General features: G+C 67.3%; 15 protein-coding genes. 11 read left to right on the top strand and 4 right to left on the bottom strand.

The features are described 5' to 3' along the window. Window positions 1–100 precede the first annotated feature (100 nt). The 6 genes from LOY33_RS21210 to LOY33_RS21185 all read left to right on the top strand — a co-directional run bounded on the left by LOY33_RS21210 (window position 101) and on the right by LOY33_RS21185 (window position 6366). Window positions 101–406 (top strand): DUF3649 domain-containing protein, encoded by a 306-nt coding sequence (locus LOY33_RS21210; protein WP_043859706.1) that lies wholly within the window; start codon window positions 101–103, stop codon window positions 404–406. Then, a complete protein-coding gene (locus LOY33_RS21205) occupies window positions 403–1980 on the top strand; it encodes a PepSY domain-containing protein (protein WP_258659984.1) in 1578 nt (525 codons plus the stop codon). The genes LOY33_RS21210 and LOY33_RS21205 overlap by 4 nt, the downstream gene beginning before the upstream one ends. Next, window positions 1980–2306 carry a DUF3325 domain-containing protein gene (locus LOY33_RS21200; RefSeq protein ID WP_258659983.1) on the top strand — a complete coding sequence of 109 codons (327 nt, stop codon included), beginning with the start codon at window positions 1980–1982 and terminating at the stop codon, window positions 2304–2306. The genes LOY33_RS21205 and LOY33_RS21200 overlap by 1 nt, the downstream gene beginning before the upstream one ends. A 4-nt stretch (window positions 2307–2310) precedes the next feature. Beyond that, a complete protein-coding gene (locus tag LOY33_RS21195; protein ID WP_258659980.1) occupies window positions 2311–2874 on the top strand; it encodes an RNA polymerase sigma factor in 564 nt (187 codons plus the stop codon). Continuing rightward, entirely contained in the window at window positions 2871–3851 is a 981-nt protein-coding gene (locus LOY33_RS21190) for a FecR domain-containing protein (protein ID WP_258659978.1), read from the top strand. Before LOY33_RS21195 ends, LOY33_RS21190 begins: the two co-directional genes overlap by 4 nt. 103 nt (window positions 3852–3954) lie before the next feature. Continuing rightward, window positions 3955–6366 carry a TonB-dependent receptor gene (locus LOY33_RS21185; RefSeq protein ID WP_258659977.1) on the top strand — a complete coding sequence of 804 codons (2412 nt, stop codon included), beginning with the start codon at window positions 3955–3957 and terminating at the stop codon, window positions 6364–6366. A 65-nt stretch (window positions 6367–6431) separates the two neighbouring features. Here LOY33_RS21185 and LOY33_RS21180 read toward each other — a convergent pair whose 3' ends face one another. Beyond that, window positions 6432–7307, bottom strand: a complete 876-nt coding sequence (locus LOY33_RS21180) for an AraC family transcriptional regulator (protein WP_043859711.1) — start codon at window positions 7305–7307, stop codon at window positions 6432–6434. Between the two features lie 136 nt (window positions 7308–7443). Here LOY33_RS21180 and LOY33_RS21175 point away from each other — a divergent pair, with 136 nt between their 5' ends. Further along, a complete protein-coding gene (locus LOY33_RS21175; RefSeq protein WP_054914866.1) occupies window positions 7444–8358 on the top strand; it encodes a DMT family transporter in 915 nt (304 codons plus the stop codon). Between the two features lie 37 nt (window positions 8359–8395). On the opposite strand, the gene LOY33_RS21170 is transcribed toward LOY33_RS21175, so the two are convergent. Then, window positions 8396–9367 carry a D-glycerate dehydrogenase gene (locus LOY33_RS21170; RefSeq protein WP_054914865.1) on the bottom strand — a complete coding sequence of 324 codons (972 nt, stop codon included), beginning with the start codon at window positions 9365–9367 and terminating at the stop codon, window positions 8396–8398. 73 nt (window positions 9368–9440) lie between these two features. Continuing rightward, on the bottom strand, window positions 9441–10388 hold the full coding sequence (locus LOY33_RS21165; RefSeq protein WP_043860975.1) for a LysR family transcriptional regulator: 948 nt from the start codon (window positions 10386–10388) through the stop codon (window positions 9441–9443). A gap of 186 nt (window positions 10389–10574) precedes the next feature. Between LOY33_RS21165 and LOY33_RS21160 the strand changes: the two genes are divergently transcribed. The 4 genes from LOY33_RS21160 to LOY33_RS21145 are packed head-to-tail and all read left to right on the top strand — an operon-like array spanning window position 10575 to window position 15328. Then, a complete protein-coding gene (locus LOY33_RS21160) occupies window positions 10575–12086 on the top strand; it encodes an efflux transporter outer membrane subunit (RefSeq protein ID WP_043860976.1) in 1512 nt (503 codons plus the stop codon). After that, window positions 12083–14269, top strand: coding sequence for an FUSC family protein (locus tag LOY33_RS21155; RefSeq protein ID WP_054914863.1), 2187 nt, complete (start codon window positions 12083–12085; stop codon window positions 14267–14269). The genes LOY33_RS21160 and LOY33_RS21155 overlap by 4 nt, the downstream gene beginning before the upstream one ends. Then, entirely contained in the window at window positions 14259–14459 is a 201-nt protein-coding gene (locus LOY33_RS21150; RefSeq protein ID WP_043860978.1) for a DUF1656 domain-containing protein, read from the top strand. Before LOY33_RS21155 ends, LOY33_RS21150 begins: the two co-directional genes overlap by 11 nt. Window positions 14460–14470: 11 nt before the next feature. Further along, a complete protein-coding gene (locus tag LOY33_RS21145; protein ID WP_043860979.1) occupies window positions 14471–15328 on the top strand; it encodes an HlyD family secretion protein in 858 nt (285 codons plus the stop codon). A gap of 26 nt (window positions 15329–15354) precedes the next feature. On the opposite strand, the gene LOY33_RS21140 is transcribed toward LOY33_RS21145, so the two are convergent. Then, window positions 15355–16131: an enoyl-CoA hydratase gene (locus LOY33_RS21140; protein ID WP_043860980.1), complete on the bottom strand. Its 777-nt coding sequence runs from the start codon at window positions 16129–16131 to the stop codon at window positions 15355–15357. Window position 16132 lies beyond the last annotated feature (1 nt).

The following is a 16132-nucleotide window of genomic DNA, read 5'->3' as shown; positions in this document are numbered from 1 at the left end:
ACCACCGATCTGCTTCTTCATGGCCGGTTGAAGCGGTGTCTTTGCATCTGCGAATATTAATCATTAATATTACGCCCCTCCTCACACTGGACCCGCTGTCATGAAAAGCAAAGCCGCCGGGCTGCCCTTCAGTTATCGCCTGGCCGTGACCTCGCGCAGCCTCGCGGCGCTGCTCGGCGGTTACCTGTTGGCGGCCATGGCCAGCGTGTGCATCACCCTGTTGCTGCCCATGCCCAAGGCCGACGCGGTCGTCACCGGCATGATGCTGTCGTTTCTGTTCTACCTGGTGGCGATCCTCTGGTGCTTCGCCTGTCGCAGCGCCTGGCATGCCTGGCTCGGGGTGCTGCTGCCCGGCGCCGCGCTGGCCGCCATCAACGGCCTGGCCTACTGGATGCAAACCCCATGAAAGAAGGCTTTCGCCAGGCCATGGCCTGGCTGCACACCTGGGCCGGGCTGATCTTCGGCTGGCTGCTGTTCGCGATCTTCCTCACCGGCACGCTGTCGTACTTCAAGAACGAAATCAGCCACTGGACCCAGCCGGAGATCCCGTACCGCACCCTCGACACCACCGCCAGCCTGAGCCTGGCGCAGCGCTACCTGCAAACCAACGCCGCCGATGCCGGCAGCTGGTTCATCCAGTTGCCCGAAGCACGCGACCCGACCCTGCGCGTGGGCTGGCGTGCACCCGGCGCCGGCCGGCGCGATTTCAACGAAAAGATCCTCGACCCCGCCACCGGCAATCAACTGCACCCGCGCGACAGCAGCGGCGGCGAGTTCTTCTACCGCTTCCACTTCCAGTTGCAGATGCCCTACCCGTGGGGCCGCTGGCTGTCGACCTTCTGCGCGCTGATGATGCTGGTGGGGCTGGTCACCGGCATCATCACCCACAAGAAGATCTTCAAGGAGTTCTTCACCTTCCGCCCCGGCAAGGGCCAGCGTTCCTGGCTCGACGGCCACAACGCGATCGGCGTGCTGGTGCTGCCGTTCCACCTGATGATCAGCTACAGCAGCCTGGTGATCTTCATGGCCATGGTGATGCCGGCCAGCATCAGCACGATGTATGGCGACAACCTCCAGGCCTATTACAACGAGCTGTTTTCGCGCGACGAGCCGGTCAAGCCGGCGGGCACCCCGGCACCGCTGGTGCCGCTGGCGCAGCTGTATGCCCAGGCGCGCCAGCAGGCGCCCGGCAGCGAGGTCAGCTGGGTCGAGGTGCAGAACCCCGGTGACCTCAACGCACGGGTGCGCCTGGTGCGTGCCAGCAACGAGGGCATCGCCCAGAACCGCGGCGCCGGCTGGCTTTTCGACGGCGTGCAGGGCACCCCGCTCAAGGCCCCGGGCGAGCAAAGCACACCGTTGGTGATTGCCGCCGGCATGTACGGCCTGCACATGGGCCACTTTGCCGGCCCGACGCTGCGCTGGCTGTACTTCGTGTTCGGCCTGGCCGGCACTGCTGTGATCGGCACGGGGCTGGTGATGTGGCTGGGCAAGCGCCAGCTCAAGCACGCCAAGAGTGGCACCCAGCCCTTCGAGCTGCGTCTGGTCGAGGTGCTCAACATCGCCAGCATGAGCGGGCTGATCCTCGCCGTGGCGGCGTTCTTCTGGGCCAACCGCCTGTTGCCGGTGGCCCTTGAAGGACGTGCCGATCTTGAGGTCGACAGCTTCTTTGCCGTCTGGGGCCTGGCGCTGCTGCACGCACTGTTGCGCCCCGGGCGCCGCGCCTGGGGCGAGCAACTGCTGCTGGGCGCGGTACTGTTCGCCGCCTTGCCGGTGCTCAACGCCCTGACCACCGGCACCGGCCTGCTGCCTGCGATCGCCCAGGGCGACTGGATGATTGCCGGGTTCGACCTCACGGCGCTGGGCTGTGGCCTGCTGCTGGCCTGGATGGCGCGCAAGATGCTGCGCCCGCAGGTGTTGGCGCCCAAGCGCGCGGCACGCACGCCCAGGGCCGCACCGCTGATCGAAAGCGAGGTGCAGTGATGCTGGCCATCGCGTTGTTCGGCTTTGCCGCAGTGGCGGCGTTGTGCCTGGCCATGGAACGCCATTACACCGACCTGCTGGGGCACAAGCCCACGCCCCGCCGCCTGCGTGGCCTGCGCATGGGCGGCTGGTTGCTGATCACCGTGGCACTGGGGCTGGCGGTGCGTCACAGCGGCTGGGCCATGGGCCTGGTGGAGCTGAGCGCGGTAGTGATGGGCGGCTTGTGCGCGTGGGTGTTCGTCCTTCCCTACGCCCCGCGCCTGCTGCTGGGCCTGGCCGCGGCCAGCCTGGTGCTGGCGCCGCTGGCACTGCTGGCGCCGTACTGAAACGATGAGCGAGCCGCTCGACAGCCACGACGACGCCCCGGGCCGCGCACGTTTCGTGCAGGTGTTCGTGGCCCAGCGTGCACGCATGGAGCGCCTGGTCAGCCGCCGCGTGGGCTGTCGGGCCACCGCCGCCGACCTGGTGCAGGAACTGTTCCTGCGCTTCTGGCGTCGCCCGCAGGTCGAGGTCGAGGCGCTGGACACCTACCTGCTGCGCTGCGCCGGCAATATCGCCATCGACCACCTGCGCAGCCAAGGCGCCCGCGAGCGGGTCAACGACAGCCTGCTGGCGCCGCATCAAGACAGCCATGCCAGCGAGCCCGAGGCCGCGCTGGAGGCCGGCAGCGACCTGAGTCGGATCGAGGCTGCCCTGCGCGAGCTGCCCGAGCGCACCCGCCAGATCTTCCTGCTCAACCGTATCCACGGCCGCACCTATGCCGACATTGCGCGGGCCATGGGCCTGTCCCAAAGCGCCGTGGAAAAACATATGATGCGTGCCCTCGAGGCCTGCAAGGCGAGTATCGCCGCCGAGCCTGCCGTGCCCCGCAAGCCAGGGAATGCCCCGCGATGAACGCTCCAGCCCCACCTACCGCCGAACAGCAGCAGGCCGCGCTCGTCTGGCTCGGCCAGATCAACCAGCAGCCCGCGCGTGCCGAGGGCGCCGCGTTCAAGCGCTGGTTGCTGGCCGACCCTGCGCACCCGCAGGCCTGGCGCCAGGCCCAGGCGCTGTGGCAGCAGACCGCCGCGCCTGCAGCACGCCTGGCCGCCGAAGACGCCCCGGCACTGGAGGCCTACCTGCGCGCGATGGACCGGCCTCGGCGCCGTTGGCCGGCCCGTGTGGCCGGGTTGGCACTGGCTGCCAGCGTGGTGCTGGGCGTGGCGATGGGGGCGGGCTGGCACCCGGCCAACTGGGTCGATGACCTGGGCGCCGATTACGTGGCCGCGGTGGGCGAGCTCAAGGCCGTGACCCTGGCCGACCAGTCGCACCTGCTGCTGGATGCCGACAGCGCCATCGACGTGGACTTCAGCGGTGGGCAGCGTCGCGTGCAGGTGCGGCGCGGCGCGGTGTTCTTCGAGGTCAAGCATACCGGTGCGCCGTTCACCGTGCAGGCCGATGGCGGCGAGGTGCGGGTGATGGGTACCCGGTTCGAGGTGCGTCGCCAGCCCCAGGGCACCACCGTTACCGTGCTGTCGGGCAAGGTCGGGGTCACGCCGGCGCCGGGGCAGGCGCAGCAGGTGCTCACGGCCGGCCAGCAGGTGGAGTACGCCCAGGGCCTGGCCGGTGCAGTGCAGGGCGTGGACAGCGAGAACCGCCTGGCCTGGCGCCAGGGCTGGCTCAACTACTACCAGGCGCCGCTGGCGCAGGTGGTCGACGACCTGGCCCGGCATTACCCCGGGCGCATCGTGCTGCTGGACGACGCCCTGGCGGCGCGCAAGGTCAGCGGCAGCTTCCCCGCCGCCGACCCGCTGGCGGCGCTGGACGCCCTGGGGGCGGTGGCCGGCTTCCAGCGCAAGACCCTGCTCGGGCGGGTCACGCTGCTGCGCTGAAAAATATTTTCACGGCCCGGTGAGGTAAGTACGTGCCGCAACCGTGTAGTGATTGAAAGTGCGATTCATTCGCATGAAACAGGTTCACTCACAGGTCGACGGCATGAAGTTCAGGGCAAAATCATCGTTGGTGCGTTGCGTTTCAATCGGGCTTGGGGCGGCAGCGTGGCTGCCGCTGGGGGCGGGCGTGAGCCAGGCGGTAGCGCAGCAGGTCGAGCAGGTGTACCGCTTTGCCCAGCCCAGCAAACCCTTGCCCCAGGCGCTCAACGACTTCAGCCGGGTCACCGGGTTGAGCGTGGTCTACACCGTCGAGCTGCCCGGCCTTGCCGCGCCGGCCCTGACGGGCACGTTCAGTGCCGAGCAGGCCCTGCAGCGCCTGCTGGGCAACAGCGGCTTCACCTACCGCCGCGTGAATGCGCGCACCCTCACCGTCGAACCGCTGGCCCAGGCCGGTGCACTCAACCTCGAGCCCACCACGGTCTCGTCCCAGCAGGACAGCGTCGGCAGCTACCAGCCGCCGGCCACCAGCGCGATCATGCGCAGCCAGGTGCCGAACCTGGAGATCCCCCAGGCCATCAACGTGGTGCCGGCCCAGGTGCTCGCCGACCAGGCGCCGCGCAACCTCGACGACGCGTTGAGCAACGTCAGCGGCATCACCCAGGGCAACAACTTCGGCGCCACCGCCGACACCGTGATGAAGCGCGGCTTCGGCGACAACCGCGACGGCTCGATCATGCGTGACGGCATGCCGCTGGTGCAGGGGCGCAGCCTCAATGCCAGCACCGAGCGGGTCGAAGTGCTCAAGGGCCCGGCCTCGCTGCTGTACGGCATCCAGGACCCGGGCGGGGTGATCAACGTGGTCAGCAAGCGCCCGCAACTGCAGCGCTACAACGCCGTGAACCTGCGCGGCTCCAGCTATGGCAGCGGCAAGAACGGCAGCGGCGGCGGGCTCGACAGTACCGGCGCGCTGGGCGACAGCAACTTCGCCTACCGCCTGGTGCTCGACCACGAGGACGAAGACTACTGGCGCAACTTCGGCACCCACCGCGAGACGCTGGTGGCGCCGTCGCTGGCCTGGTTCGGTGAAGACACCCAGGTGCAGCTGGCCTATGAGCACCGCGAGTTCCTGTATCCGTTCGACCGCGGCACGGCCATCGACCCGCGCACCAACCACCCGCTGAACATCCCCAGCACACGTCGGCTGGACGAGCCCTTCAACAACATGGAAGGGCGCTCGGACCTGTACCGCCTGGAGGTCGACCATCAGCTTGCCGATGACTGGAAACTCCACTTCGGCTACAGCTTCAACCGCGAAACCTACGATGCCAGCCAGGTGCGCGTCACCGCGGTTGACCCTGCCAAGGGCACCATCACGCGCAACCTGGACGGCACCCGTGGCGCCCTGAGCAGCGACCGCTTCGCCACCGTCAGCCTGGACGGCAAGCTGCAACTGGCAGGCATGCAGCACGACGTGCTGGTGGGGGTGGATGACGAGTACCGCAAGGTGTTTCGTGCCGACCTGATTCGCGGCGCCCGCAACACCTTCGATTACCTGAACCCGGTGTACGGCCAGGTCCAGCCCGGCACCGCCGTGCGCGACAGCGACAGCGACCAGACCGACAAGCTGCGCAGCAACTCGTTGTTCTTCCAGGACTCGATCCACCTCGACGAGCACTGGATTCTGGTGGCCGGTGCGCGCTATCAGCAGTTCGACCAGTACGCCGGTCGCGGCCGGCCGTTCAAGGCCAACACCGACAACAGCGGCCAGGCCTGGGTGCCGCGTGCGGGGCTGGTGTACAAGGTCGACGACACGCTGTCGTTCTATGGCAGCTACACCGAGTCGTTCAAGCCCAACTCCAGCATCGCGCCGATGACCGGTGGCCTGGTGCTGGATTCCTCGATTGCCCCCGAAGAGGGCAAGTCGTGGGAGCTGGGCGCCAAGCTCGACCTGCCGGGGGCGATCACCGGCAGCGTGGCGTTGTTCGACATCACCAAGCAGAACGTGCTGGTGGCCAATTTCGACACGGCCACCGGCGATACCCTGTACAGCAGCGCCGGCGAAGTGAAGTCGCGCGGCCTGGAGATGGACCTCACCGGGCAGGTGAGCGAGCGCTGGAGCCTGATCGGCAGCTATGCCTTCACCGACGCCCAAGTGTCCCAGGACCCCAAGCTCAAGGGCAACCGCCTGCAGAACGTGGCGCGGCATACCGGGTCGCTGTCGGCGGTGTATGACGTGGGCAGCCTGTTCGGTGGTGATCGCCTGCGGGTCGGCGCCGGGGCGCGCTATGTGGGCGAGCGGGCCGGCAACGCGGAGAACGATTTCGACCTGCCGGCGTACACCGTGGCGGATGCGTTCGCCAGTTATGAAACCCGGCTGGATGAGCACAAGGTGCGCTTTCAGCTGAACGTGAAGAACCTGTTCGACAAGACCTACTACAGCTCGGCGGTGAACCGCTACTTCGTGGCAGTGGGGGATTCGCGGCAGGTGAGCCTGTCGAGCACCCTGGAGTTCTGAGAGCACAGGAAGAACACCCACCGTGAGGGCGGTGGGGGCCCTGTGGGAGCGGGCTTGACCCGCGATCAGCGGCGCATGGCCAACCGATAATCCCCCGGCGTGGCCCCCACCACCTGCCTGAAGCGATTGCTGAAATGGCTGGCACTGGCAAACCCGCACGCCAATGCCACCTCGCCCAACGCCCCGTCGCCACAGCGCAGCAGCTGGCGTGCCCGGGCCAGGCGCCGCGCCAGCAGGTACTGGTGCGGCGGCAGGCCGAAGCTTGCGCGGAACATCCGTGCAAAGTGGTAGTGCGACAGGTTGCACAGCAACGCCAGCTCACCCAGGCTGATCGCCTGCTCCAGGTGCGCCTCGATGTAGTCGGCCAGGTGCCGGCGCTGATGCGTCGCCAACCCGCCCTTCAGGCGCAGCCCCCGACGCAGCCCCACCTGGTTGAGCACGGCATGGTCGAGAATCTCGTGGGCCAGGCTGCTGGTCAGCAGGCGCTCGCCCGGCTCGTCCCAGTTCAGCTCGATCAGCCGGCCAAAGCGCAGCGCCTGCTCCGGGTCGTCGATGAAGGTCGCTTCGTGCAGTTGCACCTCGCGCGGTTCGCGGTCCAGCAGGCGGGTGCAGGCCAGGGCGAACTGCGCCTGGCTGATGTACAGGTGCGCCAGGCGGATGCTGCCATTGATCACCCAGTTCGAGGCGTGCTCGGCCGGCAGGATGCACAGCTTGCCGGGCCCGCCCTTGGCGGCGGGGCGATCCCGGCGAAAGGTGCCGGTGCCGCCGGCGATATAGCACGACAGCGTGTGGTGGCTGGGCGCTTCGTAGTCGCGGGCGTCGTGGCGGTTGTTCCACAGGGCTGCGACCAGCTCGTCGCCGAGCTGCGCACTGTGTTCCAGGCGGGCATTGGGCGAGGCGTGCATGGCTTGAAAGACTTGCAACTGGTCCAGTGGCGTCATGGGGTCTACCTCTGTCGGCCATCCTACTCGCGGCCACCGGGCCTGACAGCCCCGCCCAGCAAAAAACCGCAAGTTTGTGCAAGCGCACGGGGCGGCCCGCGCCGGACACTGCAGGCTGTCGTGAGGAGTGCATGCCATGAACCTGTCGTTGTACCTGCTGACCGTGCTGATCTGGGGCACCACCTGGATCGCCCTGAAACTGCAGCTGGGGGTGGTGGCCATCCCGGTGTCCATCGTCTATCGCTTTGCCCTGGCGGCGCTGGTGCTGTTTGCCGTGCTGTTGATCGGGCGGCGCCTGCAAGTGATGAACCGGCGCGGGCACCTGATCTGCCTGGCCCAGGGGCTGTGCCTGTTCTGCGTGAACTTCATGTGCTTTCTGACGGCCAGCCAGTGGATCCCCAGCGGCCTGATCGCGGTGGTGTTCTCCACCGCCACGCTGTGGAACGCACTCAATGCGCGGGTGTTCTTCGGGCAGCAGGTGGCGGCCAACGTGCTGGCGGGTGGGGCGCTGGGGCTGGGCGGGTTGGGGCTGCTGTTCTGGCCGGAGCTGGCCGGGCATGCGGCCAGCCGCGAAACCCTGATCGGCCTGGGCCTGGCGTTGCTGGGTACGCTGTGTTTCTCGGCGGGCAACATGCTCTCGAGCCTGCAGCAGAAGGCCGGCTTGCGGCCGATGACCACCAATGCCTGGGGCATGCTCTACGGGGCCGGAATGCTGGCGCTGTACTGCGTGGTCAGCGGTATTCCGTTCGCGATGGAATGGAATGTGCGGTATGTGGGGTCGCTGCTGTACCTGGTGATCCCGGGGTCGGTGATCGGCTTTACCGCGTACCTGACGCTGGTGGGGCGCATGGGGCCGGAGCGTGCGGCGTACTGCACGGTGCTGTTCCCGCTGGTGGCGCTGAACGTGTCGGCGTTCTACGAGGGGTACCAGTGGACAGCGCCGGCGCTGGGCGGGCTGGTGCTGGTGATGCTGGGCAATGTGCTGGTGTTCAGGAAGGGGCGGGTGGTGACGCCTTCGCCGGCAAGGCCGGCGCCTACCAGGGCCGCGTAACCCTTGCAGGAGCCCGCCTTGCTGGCGAATGGCAGCCTTACTTCCACACCTGCGGGTTCACCAGGTCGCGCGGGCGCTCGCCCAGCAGTGCCGCGCGCAGGTTGTCGATGGCACGGTTGGCCATCGCCTCGCGGGTTTCGGCCGTGGCCGAGCCCACATGCGGCAAGGTCACCGCATTGGCCAGCTGGAACAGCGGCGAATCGCTCAGCGGCTCCTTCTCGTACACATCCAGCCCTGCACCGCGAATCGTGCCCTGCTGCAACGCCGCCACCAGCGCCGCCTCATCCACCACCGGCCCTCGCGACACGTTGACCAGAAACGCACTGGGCTTCATCAGCTTCAGTTCGCGCTCGCCAATCAGGTGCCTGGTGTTGGCCCCCAGCGGCACCACCAGGCACACGAAGTCGGCTTCGGCCAGCAGTTGATCCAGGCTGCGGTACTGCGCACCCAGTTCCTGCTCCAGCGCGGTCTTGCGGCTGTTGCCGCTGTAGATCACCGGCATGTTGAAGCCGAACCGGCCACGCCGCGCAATCGCCGCGCCAATGTTGCCCAGCCCGACGATGCCCAGCGTCTTGCCATGCACGTCGCTGCCAAAGTGTGCCGGGCCCACGGTGGCTTTCCATTCGCCGGCCTTGGTCCAGGCGTCCAGCTCGGCCACCCGCCGCGCCGCGCTCATGATCAGCGCAAAGCCGAGGTCGGCGGTGCTTTCGGTGAGGACGTCAGGGGTGTTGGTCAGGGCGATGCCGCGCTGGTTGAAGTAGGCCAGGTCGTAGTTGTCGTAACCCACCGACACGCTCGACACCACCTGCAACTGCTCGGCGTTGTGCAGCTGCGCTTCGCCCAGCTTGCGCCCCACCCCGATCAGGCCGTGGGCCTGGGGCAGCGCTTCGTTGAACTGGGCATTGATGTCGCCCAGCTTGGGGTTGGGCACGATCACATTGAAGTCTTGCTGCAGACGCTCGACCATCGGGGCGGTGATGCGGCTGAAGGCCAGTACGGTCTTTTTCATCGGCGAACTCGCTGCGGGCAGGGGAGAATGGGTAGCACGCTATCATTCTCCGCCGCCCCTGTGCAGCAAGATTTCAGGTGGCGATGAGCAGCTCGTGGGTCTTGAGGTCGGCCTCGTGGGCCGCGAGGATCTCCGGCAGCGAGTTGCGCAGGTACTCGACCCAGGTCTTGATCTTCGCATCCAGGTACTGGCGCGAGGGGTAGATCGCGTACAGGTTCAGCTCCTGCAGGCGGTACTCGGGCATCACCCGTACCAGGCTGCCGTCGCGCAGGCCGTCGATGGCCGAGTAGATCGGCAGCACGCCCACGCCCATGCCGCTGCGGATCGCCGCCTTCATGGCATCGGCCGAGTTCACCTGGAAGGGCGCCTGGGTGATGTTCACCACCTCCTGGCCCTCGGGGCCGTCGAACAGCCATTTTTCCAGCGGGATCACCGGGCTCACCATGCGCAGGCAGGCGTGCTTGAGCAGGTCGGCCGGCTTGTGCGCCACGCCGTGGCGCTTCACGTATTCGGGCGAGGCGCACACGATGCTGTAGGTGATGCCCAGGCGCTGCGACACGAAACCCGAGTCCGGCAGCTCGCTGGCGAGCACGATGGACACGTCGTAGCCCTCGTCCAGCAGGTCAGGCACGCGGTTGGCCATGGTCAGGTCGAAGGTCACGTCGGGGTGGGTTTCGCGGTAGCGGGCGATGGCATCGATGACGAAATGCTGGCCCACGCCGGTCATCGAGTGCACCTTCAATTGCCCGGCCGGGCGCGCATGCGCGTCGCTGGCCTCGGCCTCGGCTTCCTCCACGTAGGTGAGGATCTGCTCGCAGCGCATCAGGTAGCGCTTGCCTGCTTCGGTCAGTGCGATGCGCCGGGTGGTGCGGTTGAGCAGGCGGGTTTGCAGGTGCGCTTCAAGATTGGAAACCGCCCGCGACACGTTCGCGGTGGTCGTATCCAGTTGCACGGCAGCGGCGGTGAAACTGCCGACTTGCGCGACGCAACTGAAAGCACGCATGTTTTGCAGGGTGTCCATGGGGCTCTCTCAAGGAAGACGACAGAATTGTGACATGAAGTAACCAAAGCAGTCTTCAGACTAAAGCCGGATTATCGCGGTTTTCGTAACAAAGATTCGCAGTAAAGCACGCTTATCGCCAGTGCGGCGGCCCCCTAGAATTGCGTCACCTAGCGTCATCCACCTTCTAGTCGGGAACTCGCAGCTGTGCCGCGTCGCATCATCAGAGCGCTGAATGCGCTCAGTGTCTGTGCCTTTAGCTTGACCTTGAGCGGCTGTATCGGAACCTGGGGCATCGCCCCGCAAAGCAAGACGCTGCAAGCCAATACCCTGACCACCGACGCGGCCATCCGAGCAGCCGCGCAGGATGCCCACTGGCCCGACCAGCAATGGTGGCAAGCCTATGGCGACCCGCAACTGGCGCGCTGGATCGCCCTGGCGCTCCAGGGCAGCCCGACCATGGCCATGGCCGCTGCCCGCGTGCGTGAAGCCAGGGCCATGGCCGGGGTGATCGAGGCCGACGAAAAACTGCAGGTCAACGGCCAGTCCAGCCTCAAGCGCCACAACTGGCCTGAAGACCAGTTCTATGGCCCCGGCGCGCTGTCCGGTGCCAACACCTGGGACAACAATGCCACCCTGGGCCTGAGCTATGCGCTGGACCTGTGGGGCCGCGAGCGCAATGCCAGCGAGCAGGCCGTGGACATGGCCCACATGAGCGTGGCCCAGGCGCGCCAGGCGCAGCTCGAACTGCAGAACAACATCGTCAAGGTGTACATCCAGCTGTCGCTGCACTTTGCCCAGCGCGACATCGTCAAGGCCGAGCTGGCCCAGCAGGAGCAGATCCTGGCCCTGGCCGAACGGCGCCTGGCCGGGGGCATCGGCACCCATTTCGAGGTCAGCCAGGCGCAGACGCCGCTGCCCGAAACCCATCGCCAGCTCGACAGCCTCGATGAAGAAATCGCCCTGGCGCGCAACCAGCTGGCCGCGCTGGCCGGCAAGGGCCCGGGCGAGGGCGCGCAGTTGCAGCGGCCGAATCTCTCGTTGGCCACCGCACTCAAGCTGCCGTCGGCGCTGCCTGCCGAGCTGGTGGGGCAGCGTCCCGACGTGGTTGCCAGCCGCTGGCAGGTGGCGGCCCAGGCGCGCGGTATCGATGTGGCGCATGCCGGCTTCTTCCCCAACGTCGACCTGGTCGGCGGGCTCGGCTTCATGGCCACCGGCGGCGGTGCGCTGGAGTTTCTCACCGGGCGCAAGTTCAACTACAACGTCGGCCCGGCCATCAGCCTGCCGGTGTTCGACGGTGGCCGCCTGCGCTCGCAACTGGGCGTGGCCTCGGCCGGCTACGACATCGCCGTGGCGCGCTACAACCAGACCGTGGTCGAGGCCCTCAAGGGGGTGTCCGACCAGTTGATCCGCCGCCACTCGATGGACGAGCAACAGCACTTTGCCGCCGAGTCGGTGGCCTCGGCGCAGAAGACCTACGACATCGCCATGATCGCGTTCCAGCGCGGCCTCACCGACTACCTCAACGTGCTCAATGCGCAGACCCTGCTGTTTCGCCAGCAGCAGATCCAGCAGCAGGTGCAGGCCGCGCGCCTGACCGCGCATGCCGAACTGGTCACCGCCCTGGGCGGTGGGCTGGGCGCCGGCAACGATGTGCCGACGCCGGATAAGCAGGCCGCACCGGCCACCCCGCGCACCCTGGCGGTGTTCGACAAATGAGCGCCATGACCCTGCCGTTTCGCTGGCTGGCATCACTTGAATGGCGTCGCGGCTTCTTCGAATGGGCGCGCAGCGACGGCGTCACCTGGGTGTACATCTTCAAGGTGCTGAGCGCGGCGTTTCTCACCCTGTGGCTGGCCATGCGTCTGGAGCTGCCGCAGCCGCGCACCGCGATGATCACCGTGTTCATCGTGATGCAGCTGCAGAGCGGCCACGTGTTCGCCAAGAGCTTCTACCGCCTGCTCGGCACCCTGGCCGGTTCGTCGGTGATGGTCGCGCTGATCGCGATCTTCCCGCAGAACACCGAGCTGTTCCTGCCCAGCCTGGCGATCTGGGTGGGCATCTGCTCGGCGGGGGCGATGCGCTACCGCAACTTTCGCGCCTATGGCTTCGTGCTGGCCGGCTACACCGCGGCCATGGTCGGCCTGCCGGCCCTGCAGCACCCCGACGGTGCATTCATGGCGGCAGTGTGGCGGGTGCTGGAGATCTCCCTGGGCATCCTGGTGTCGACCCTGGTCAGCGCCGCGATCCTGCCGCAGTCGGCCAGTGCCTCGATGCGCAACGCCCTGTACCAGCGCTTTGGCGTGTTCGCCGGCTTCGTCGCCGAAGGCCTGCGCGGCGACAGCCAGCGCGACCGTTTCGAAAGCAGCAACGTGCGCTTCATCGCCGAGGCGGTGGGCCTGGAAAGCCTGCGCAGCGTGACCGCCTTCGAAGACCCGCACATGCGCCGGCGCAACGGCCGCCTGGGCCGCATGAACAGCGAGTTCATGGCCATCACCACGCGCTTCAACGCCCTGCACCAACTGCTCGAGCGCCTGCGCCAGCGCGGCCCGCTGCAGATCGTCACGGCCATCGAGCCGGGCCTCGATGCCCTGGCCAACCTGCTCGACGGCTATGCCGGGCGCTCGCTGACCCACGCCGATGCCGCGCGCCTGGCCGAGCAACTGGCCGCCTACAAGGACGACCTGCCCGAGCGGGTACGCAGCCTGCGCGCCGCCTACCTCGACACCGCGCCCAGCGACGCCGACCTGCTCGATTTTCACACCGCCTACGAACTGCTGTACCGCTTCGTCGACGACCTGCACAGCTATGCCCAGACCCACGCCTCGCTGGCCGAGCACAGCCACGCCCGTGAGCAATGGGACGAACCCTACGTGGCCCAGACCAACTGGCTGGTGTCGCTGGCTGCCGGCGTGCGGGCCGCGTTCATCCTGCTGGTGCTGGGCAGCTTCTGGCTGGCCACGGCGTGGCCCAGCGGGGCCATGATGACCCTGATCGCGGCGGCCACCGTGGGCCTGTCGGCGGCCACCCCCAACCCCAAGCGCATGTCGTTCCAGATGGCCTGCGGCACCCTGTTCGGCGCGCTGGTGGGGTTCTTCGAAACCTTCTTCGTGTTCCCCTGGATCGACGGCTTCCCGCTACTGTGCATGGTGCTGGCGCCGGTGTTCGTGGTGGGCGCGTTCCTGGCCTCGCGCCCGGCCTACGCCGGTTATGGCCTGGGCCTGCTGATCTTCTTCTCGACCGGCTCGGTGCCCGACAACCTCACCGTGTACAACCCCTACACCTTCGTCAACGACTACATCGCCATGGTCATCGGCATGCTGGTGTGCGCGGCGGCCGGGGCGATCATCCTGCCGCCCAACAGCCGCTGGCTGTGGAGTCGCCTGGAGCAGGACCTGCGCGGCCAGGTGCTGTTCGCCATCAGCGGGCGCCTGCGCGGGCTGGGCTCGGCGTTCGAGAGCCGCACCCGTGACCTGCTGCACCAGGCCTATGGCCTGGCCGTGGGCCAGCCCCAGGTGCAGAGCAAGCTGCTGCGCTGGATGTTCGTGGTGCTGGAGGTGGGCCACGCGATCATCGAGCTGCGCAAGGAACAGGCGATACTCCCGGTGCACCCGTGCTATGCCGAGTCCCAGCCCTGGCGCCAGGCCATCCGCGTGATGGGGCGGGCGCTGGCGCGGCTGTTCCTGCAGCCCACCGCCAGCAACCACGAGCGTGCGCTGGTGGCAGTGGACCATGCGATCAGCCGCGTGCAGGCCACCGACGAACCTTTCGCCCGGCACTTCGACACCTCGGCCCTGCGCCGGGTGCAGAGCTACCTGCACTTCATCCGTACCTCGCTGCTCGACCCACAATCGCCGCTGGCCCACCTGCCCGCGACGCAAGGACTGCCCGATGCCCCGTGAAATCGCCTTCCACGGCCTGTACATGCCGACCATGACCTTGATGTTCCTGTTCGCCGCAGGGCTTGCCTGGGGGCTGGACCGGTTCATTGCCGGGCATGACGGCTACCGTTTTTTCTGGCACCCGGCGCTGCTGCGCCTGTGCCTGTTCATTTGCCTCTTTGGCGCCATGGCGCTGACCGTCTACCGTTGAGACCCTAGTCGATGAAAAAGTTTTTCAGCCTGATCGCCACCTTGCTGGTACTGGCAGCTGCCGTGGCGATCGGCCGGCAATTGTGGGTGCAGTACATGAACACGCCCTGGACCCGCGACGGGCGGGTACGCGCCGACATCATCAACGTGGCCGCCGACGTGCCCGGCTATGTGGTGGACGTGCCGGTGCGCGACAACCAGCTGGTGAAGAAGGGCGACCTGCTGATCCAGATCGACCCCGAGCACTACGAGGTGGCGGTCAGGCAGGCGCAGGCGCTGGTAGCCTCGCGCAAGGCCACCTGGGAGATGCGCAAGGTCAATGCGCACCGGCGTGCCGACATGGACAACCTGGTGATCTCGCGGGAGAACCGCGACGACGCCAGCAACATCGCCAACTCGGCCCTGGCCGACTACCAGCAGGCCCAGGCGCAGCTGGCGGCGGCAGAGCTGGACCTCAAGCGCACACGCATCCTGGCCACGGTGGACGGCTACGTGACCAACCTCAACGTTCACCGCGGCGACTATGCGCGCACCGGTGAGCCGAAGATGGCGGTGGTCGACAAGGACTCGTTCTGGGTCTACGGCTTCTTCGAGGAGACCAAGCTGCCGCACGTGAAGGTGGGCGATCAGGCCGACCTGCAGATGATGAGCGGCGAGGTGCTCAAGGGGCATGTGGAGAGCATCTCGCGCGGCATCTATGACCGCGACAACCCTGAAAGCCGCGAGCTGATCGCCGACGTCAACCCCACCTTCAACTGGGTGCGCCTGGCCCAGCGGGTACCGGTGCGCATTCACATCGACGAGGTGCCCGAAGGCTTCCTGCTGGCAGCGGGCACCACCTGCACGGTGGTGGTCAAGCCGCGCGATTGAGCGCGTGCCGCTGCCATGGCGAACGTTCAGCGGTGCATGAACTGCGGCTCGCGCTTCTCGGCGAAGGCGGCCATGCCTTCCTTCTGGTCCTCGATGGCGAAGGTGGAATGAAACAGCCGGCGCTCCTGGCGTACGCCTTCGCTCAAGGTGGTTTCGAAGGCGCCGTTCACCGCCTCCTTGGCCATCATTGCTACCGGCCCGGAGTAGCCGGCGATCCGCGCCGCGACACGCAAGGCTTCGTTGAGTAGCGCCGCATCGCTCACCACCCGGCTCACCAGGCCGCAGCGCTCGGCTTCGTGGGCGTCCAGGGTGCGCCCGGTGAGCACCATGTCCATGGCCTTGGCCTTGCCGATGAAGTGCGCCAGGCGCTGGCTGCCGCCGGCACCGGGGATGGTCCCCAGTTTGATTTCCGGCTGGCCGAAGCGCGCGCTCTCGGCGGCGATGATGAAGTCGCACATCAGCGCCATCTCGCAGCCACCGCCCAGTGCGTAGCCGGCCACCGCGGCGATCACCGGCTTGCGAAAGCTGGCCAGGCGCTCCCAGTCCACGGTCACGAAGTCGCTGGTGTACACGTCGATGTAGTTGCGGTTGCGCATGGCCATGATGTCGGCCCCGGCGGCGAACACCGTGTCGGTGCCGGTCAGCACCACGGCGCGCACGCTGCGGTCCTGTTCCAGGCGGTCGAGCACGCCGGCCAGCTCCGCCGCCAGTTCGGCGCACAGGGCATTGAGCGACAGCGGCCGGTTGAGGCGAATCAGCGCCACCGCGTCAATCTGTTCCAGCAGCAGGTAATCGAGTTTCATC

Origin of the sequence: Pseudomonas sp. B21-036 (assembly GCF_024748925.1) — a bacterium.
Classification (GTDB): Bacteria; Pseudomonadota; Gammaproteobacteria; order Pseudomonadales; family Pseudomonadaceae; genus Aquipseudomonas; species Aquipseudomonas palmensis.
The sequence above is the reverse complement of the archived record's forward strand: the minus strand, read 5'-3'. Positions and strand labels throughout refer to the sequence as shown.

What these genes read in the sequence shown, in the direction of transcription:
- LOY33_RS21170 (WP_054914865.1), bottom strand. Translation starts at nt 9,367, where the DNA reads ATGAAAAAGACCGTACTGGCCTTCAGCCGCATCACCGCCCCGATGGTC.
- LOY33_RS21145 (WP_043860979.1), top strand. Translation starts at nt 14,471, where the DNA reads ATGAAAAAGTTTTTCAGCCTGATCGCCACCTTGCTGGTACTGGCAGCT.
- LOY33_RS21155 (WP_054914863.1), top strand. Translation starts at nt 12,083, where the DNA reads ATGAGCGCCATGACCCTGCCGTTTCGCTGGCTGGCATCACTTGAATGG.
- LOY33_RS21150 (WP_043860978.1), top strand. Translation starts at nt 14,259, where the DNA reads ATGCCCCGTGAAATCGCCTTCCACGGCCTGTACATGCCGACCATGACC.
- LOY33_RS21175 (WP_054914866.1), top strand. Translation starts at nt 7,444, where the DNA reads ATGAACCTGTCGTTGTACCTGCTGACCGTGCTGATCTGGGGCACCACC.
- LOY33_RS21190 (WP_258659978.1), top strand. Translation starts at nt 2,871, where the DNA reads ATGAACGCTCCAGCCCCACCTACCGCCGAACAGCAGCAGGCCGCGCTC.
- LOY33_RS21205 (WP_258659984.1), top strand. Translation starts at nt 403, where the DNA reads ATGAAAGAAGGCTTTCGCCAGGCCATGGCCTGGCTGCACACCTGGGCC.
- LOY33_RS21195 (WP_258659980.1), top strand. Translation starts at nt 2,311, where the DNA reads ATGAGCGAGCCGCTCGACAGCCACGACGACGCCCCGGGCCGCGCACGT.
- LOY33_RS21185 (WP_258659977.1), top strand. Translation starts at nt 3,955, where the DNA reads ATGAAGTTCAGGGCAAAATCATCGTTGGTGCGTTGCGTTTCAATCGGG.
- LOY33_RS21210 (WP_043859706.1), top strand. Translation starts at nt 101, where the DNA reads ATGAAAAGCAAAGCCGCCGGGCTGCCCTTCAGTTATCGCCTGGCCGTG.
- LOY33_RS21180 (WP_043859711.1), bottom strand. Translation starts at nt 7,307, where the DNA reads ATGACGCCACTGGACCAGTTGCAAGTCTTTCAAGCCATGCACGCCTCG.
- LOY33_RS21140 (WP_043860980.1), bottom strand. Translation starts at nt 16,131, where the DNA reads ATGAAACTCGATTACCTGCTGCTGGAACAGATTGACGCGGTGGCGCTG.
- LOY33_RS21200 (WP_258659983.1), top strand. Translation starts at nt 1,980, where the DNA reads ATGCTGGCCATCGCGTTGTTCGGCTTTGCCGCAGTGGCGGCGTTGTGC.
- LOY33_RS21165 (WP_043860975.1), bottom strand. Translation starts at nt 10,388, where the DNA reads ATGGACACCCTGCAAAACATGCGTGCTTTCAGTTGCGTCGCGCAAGTC.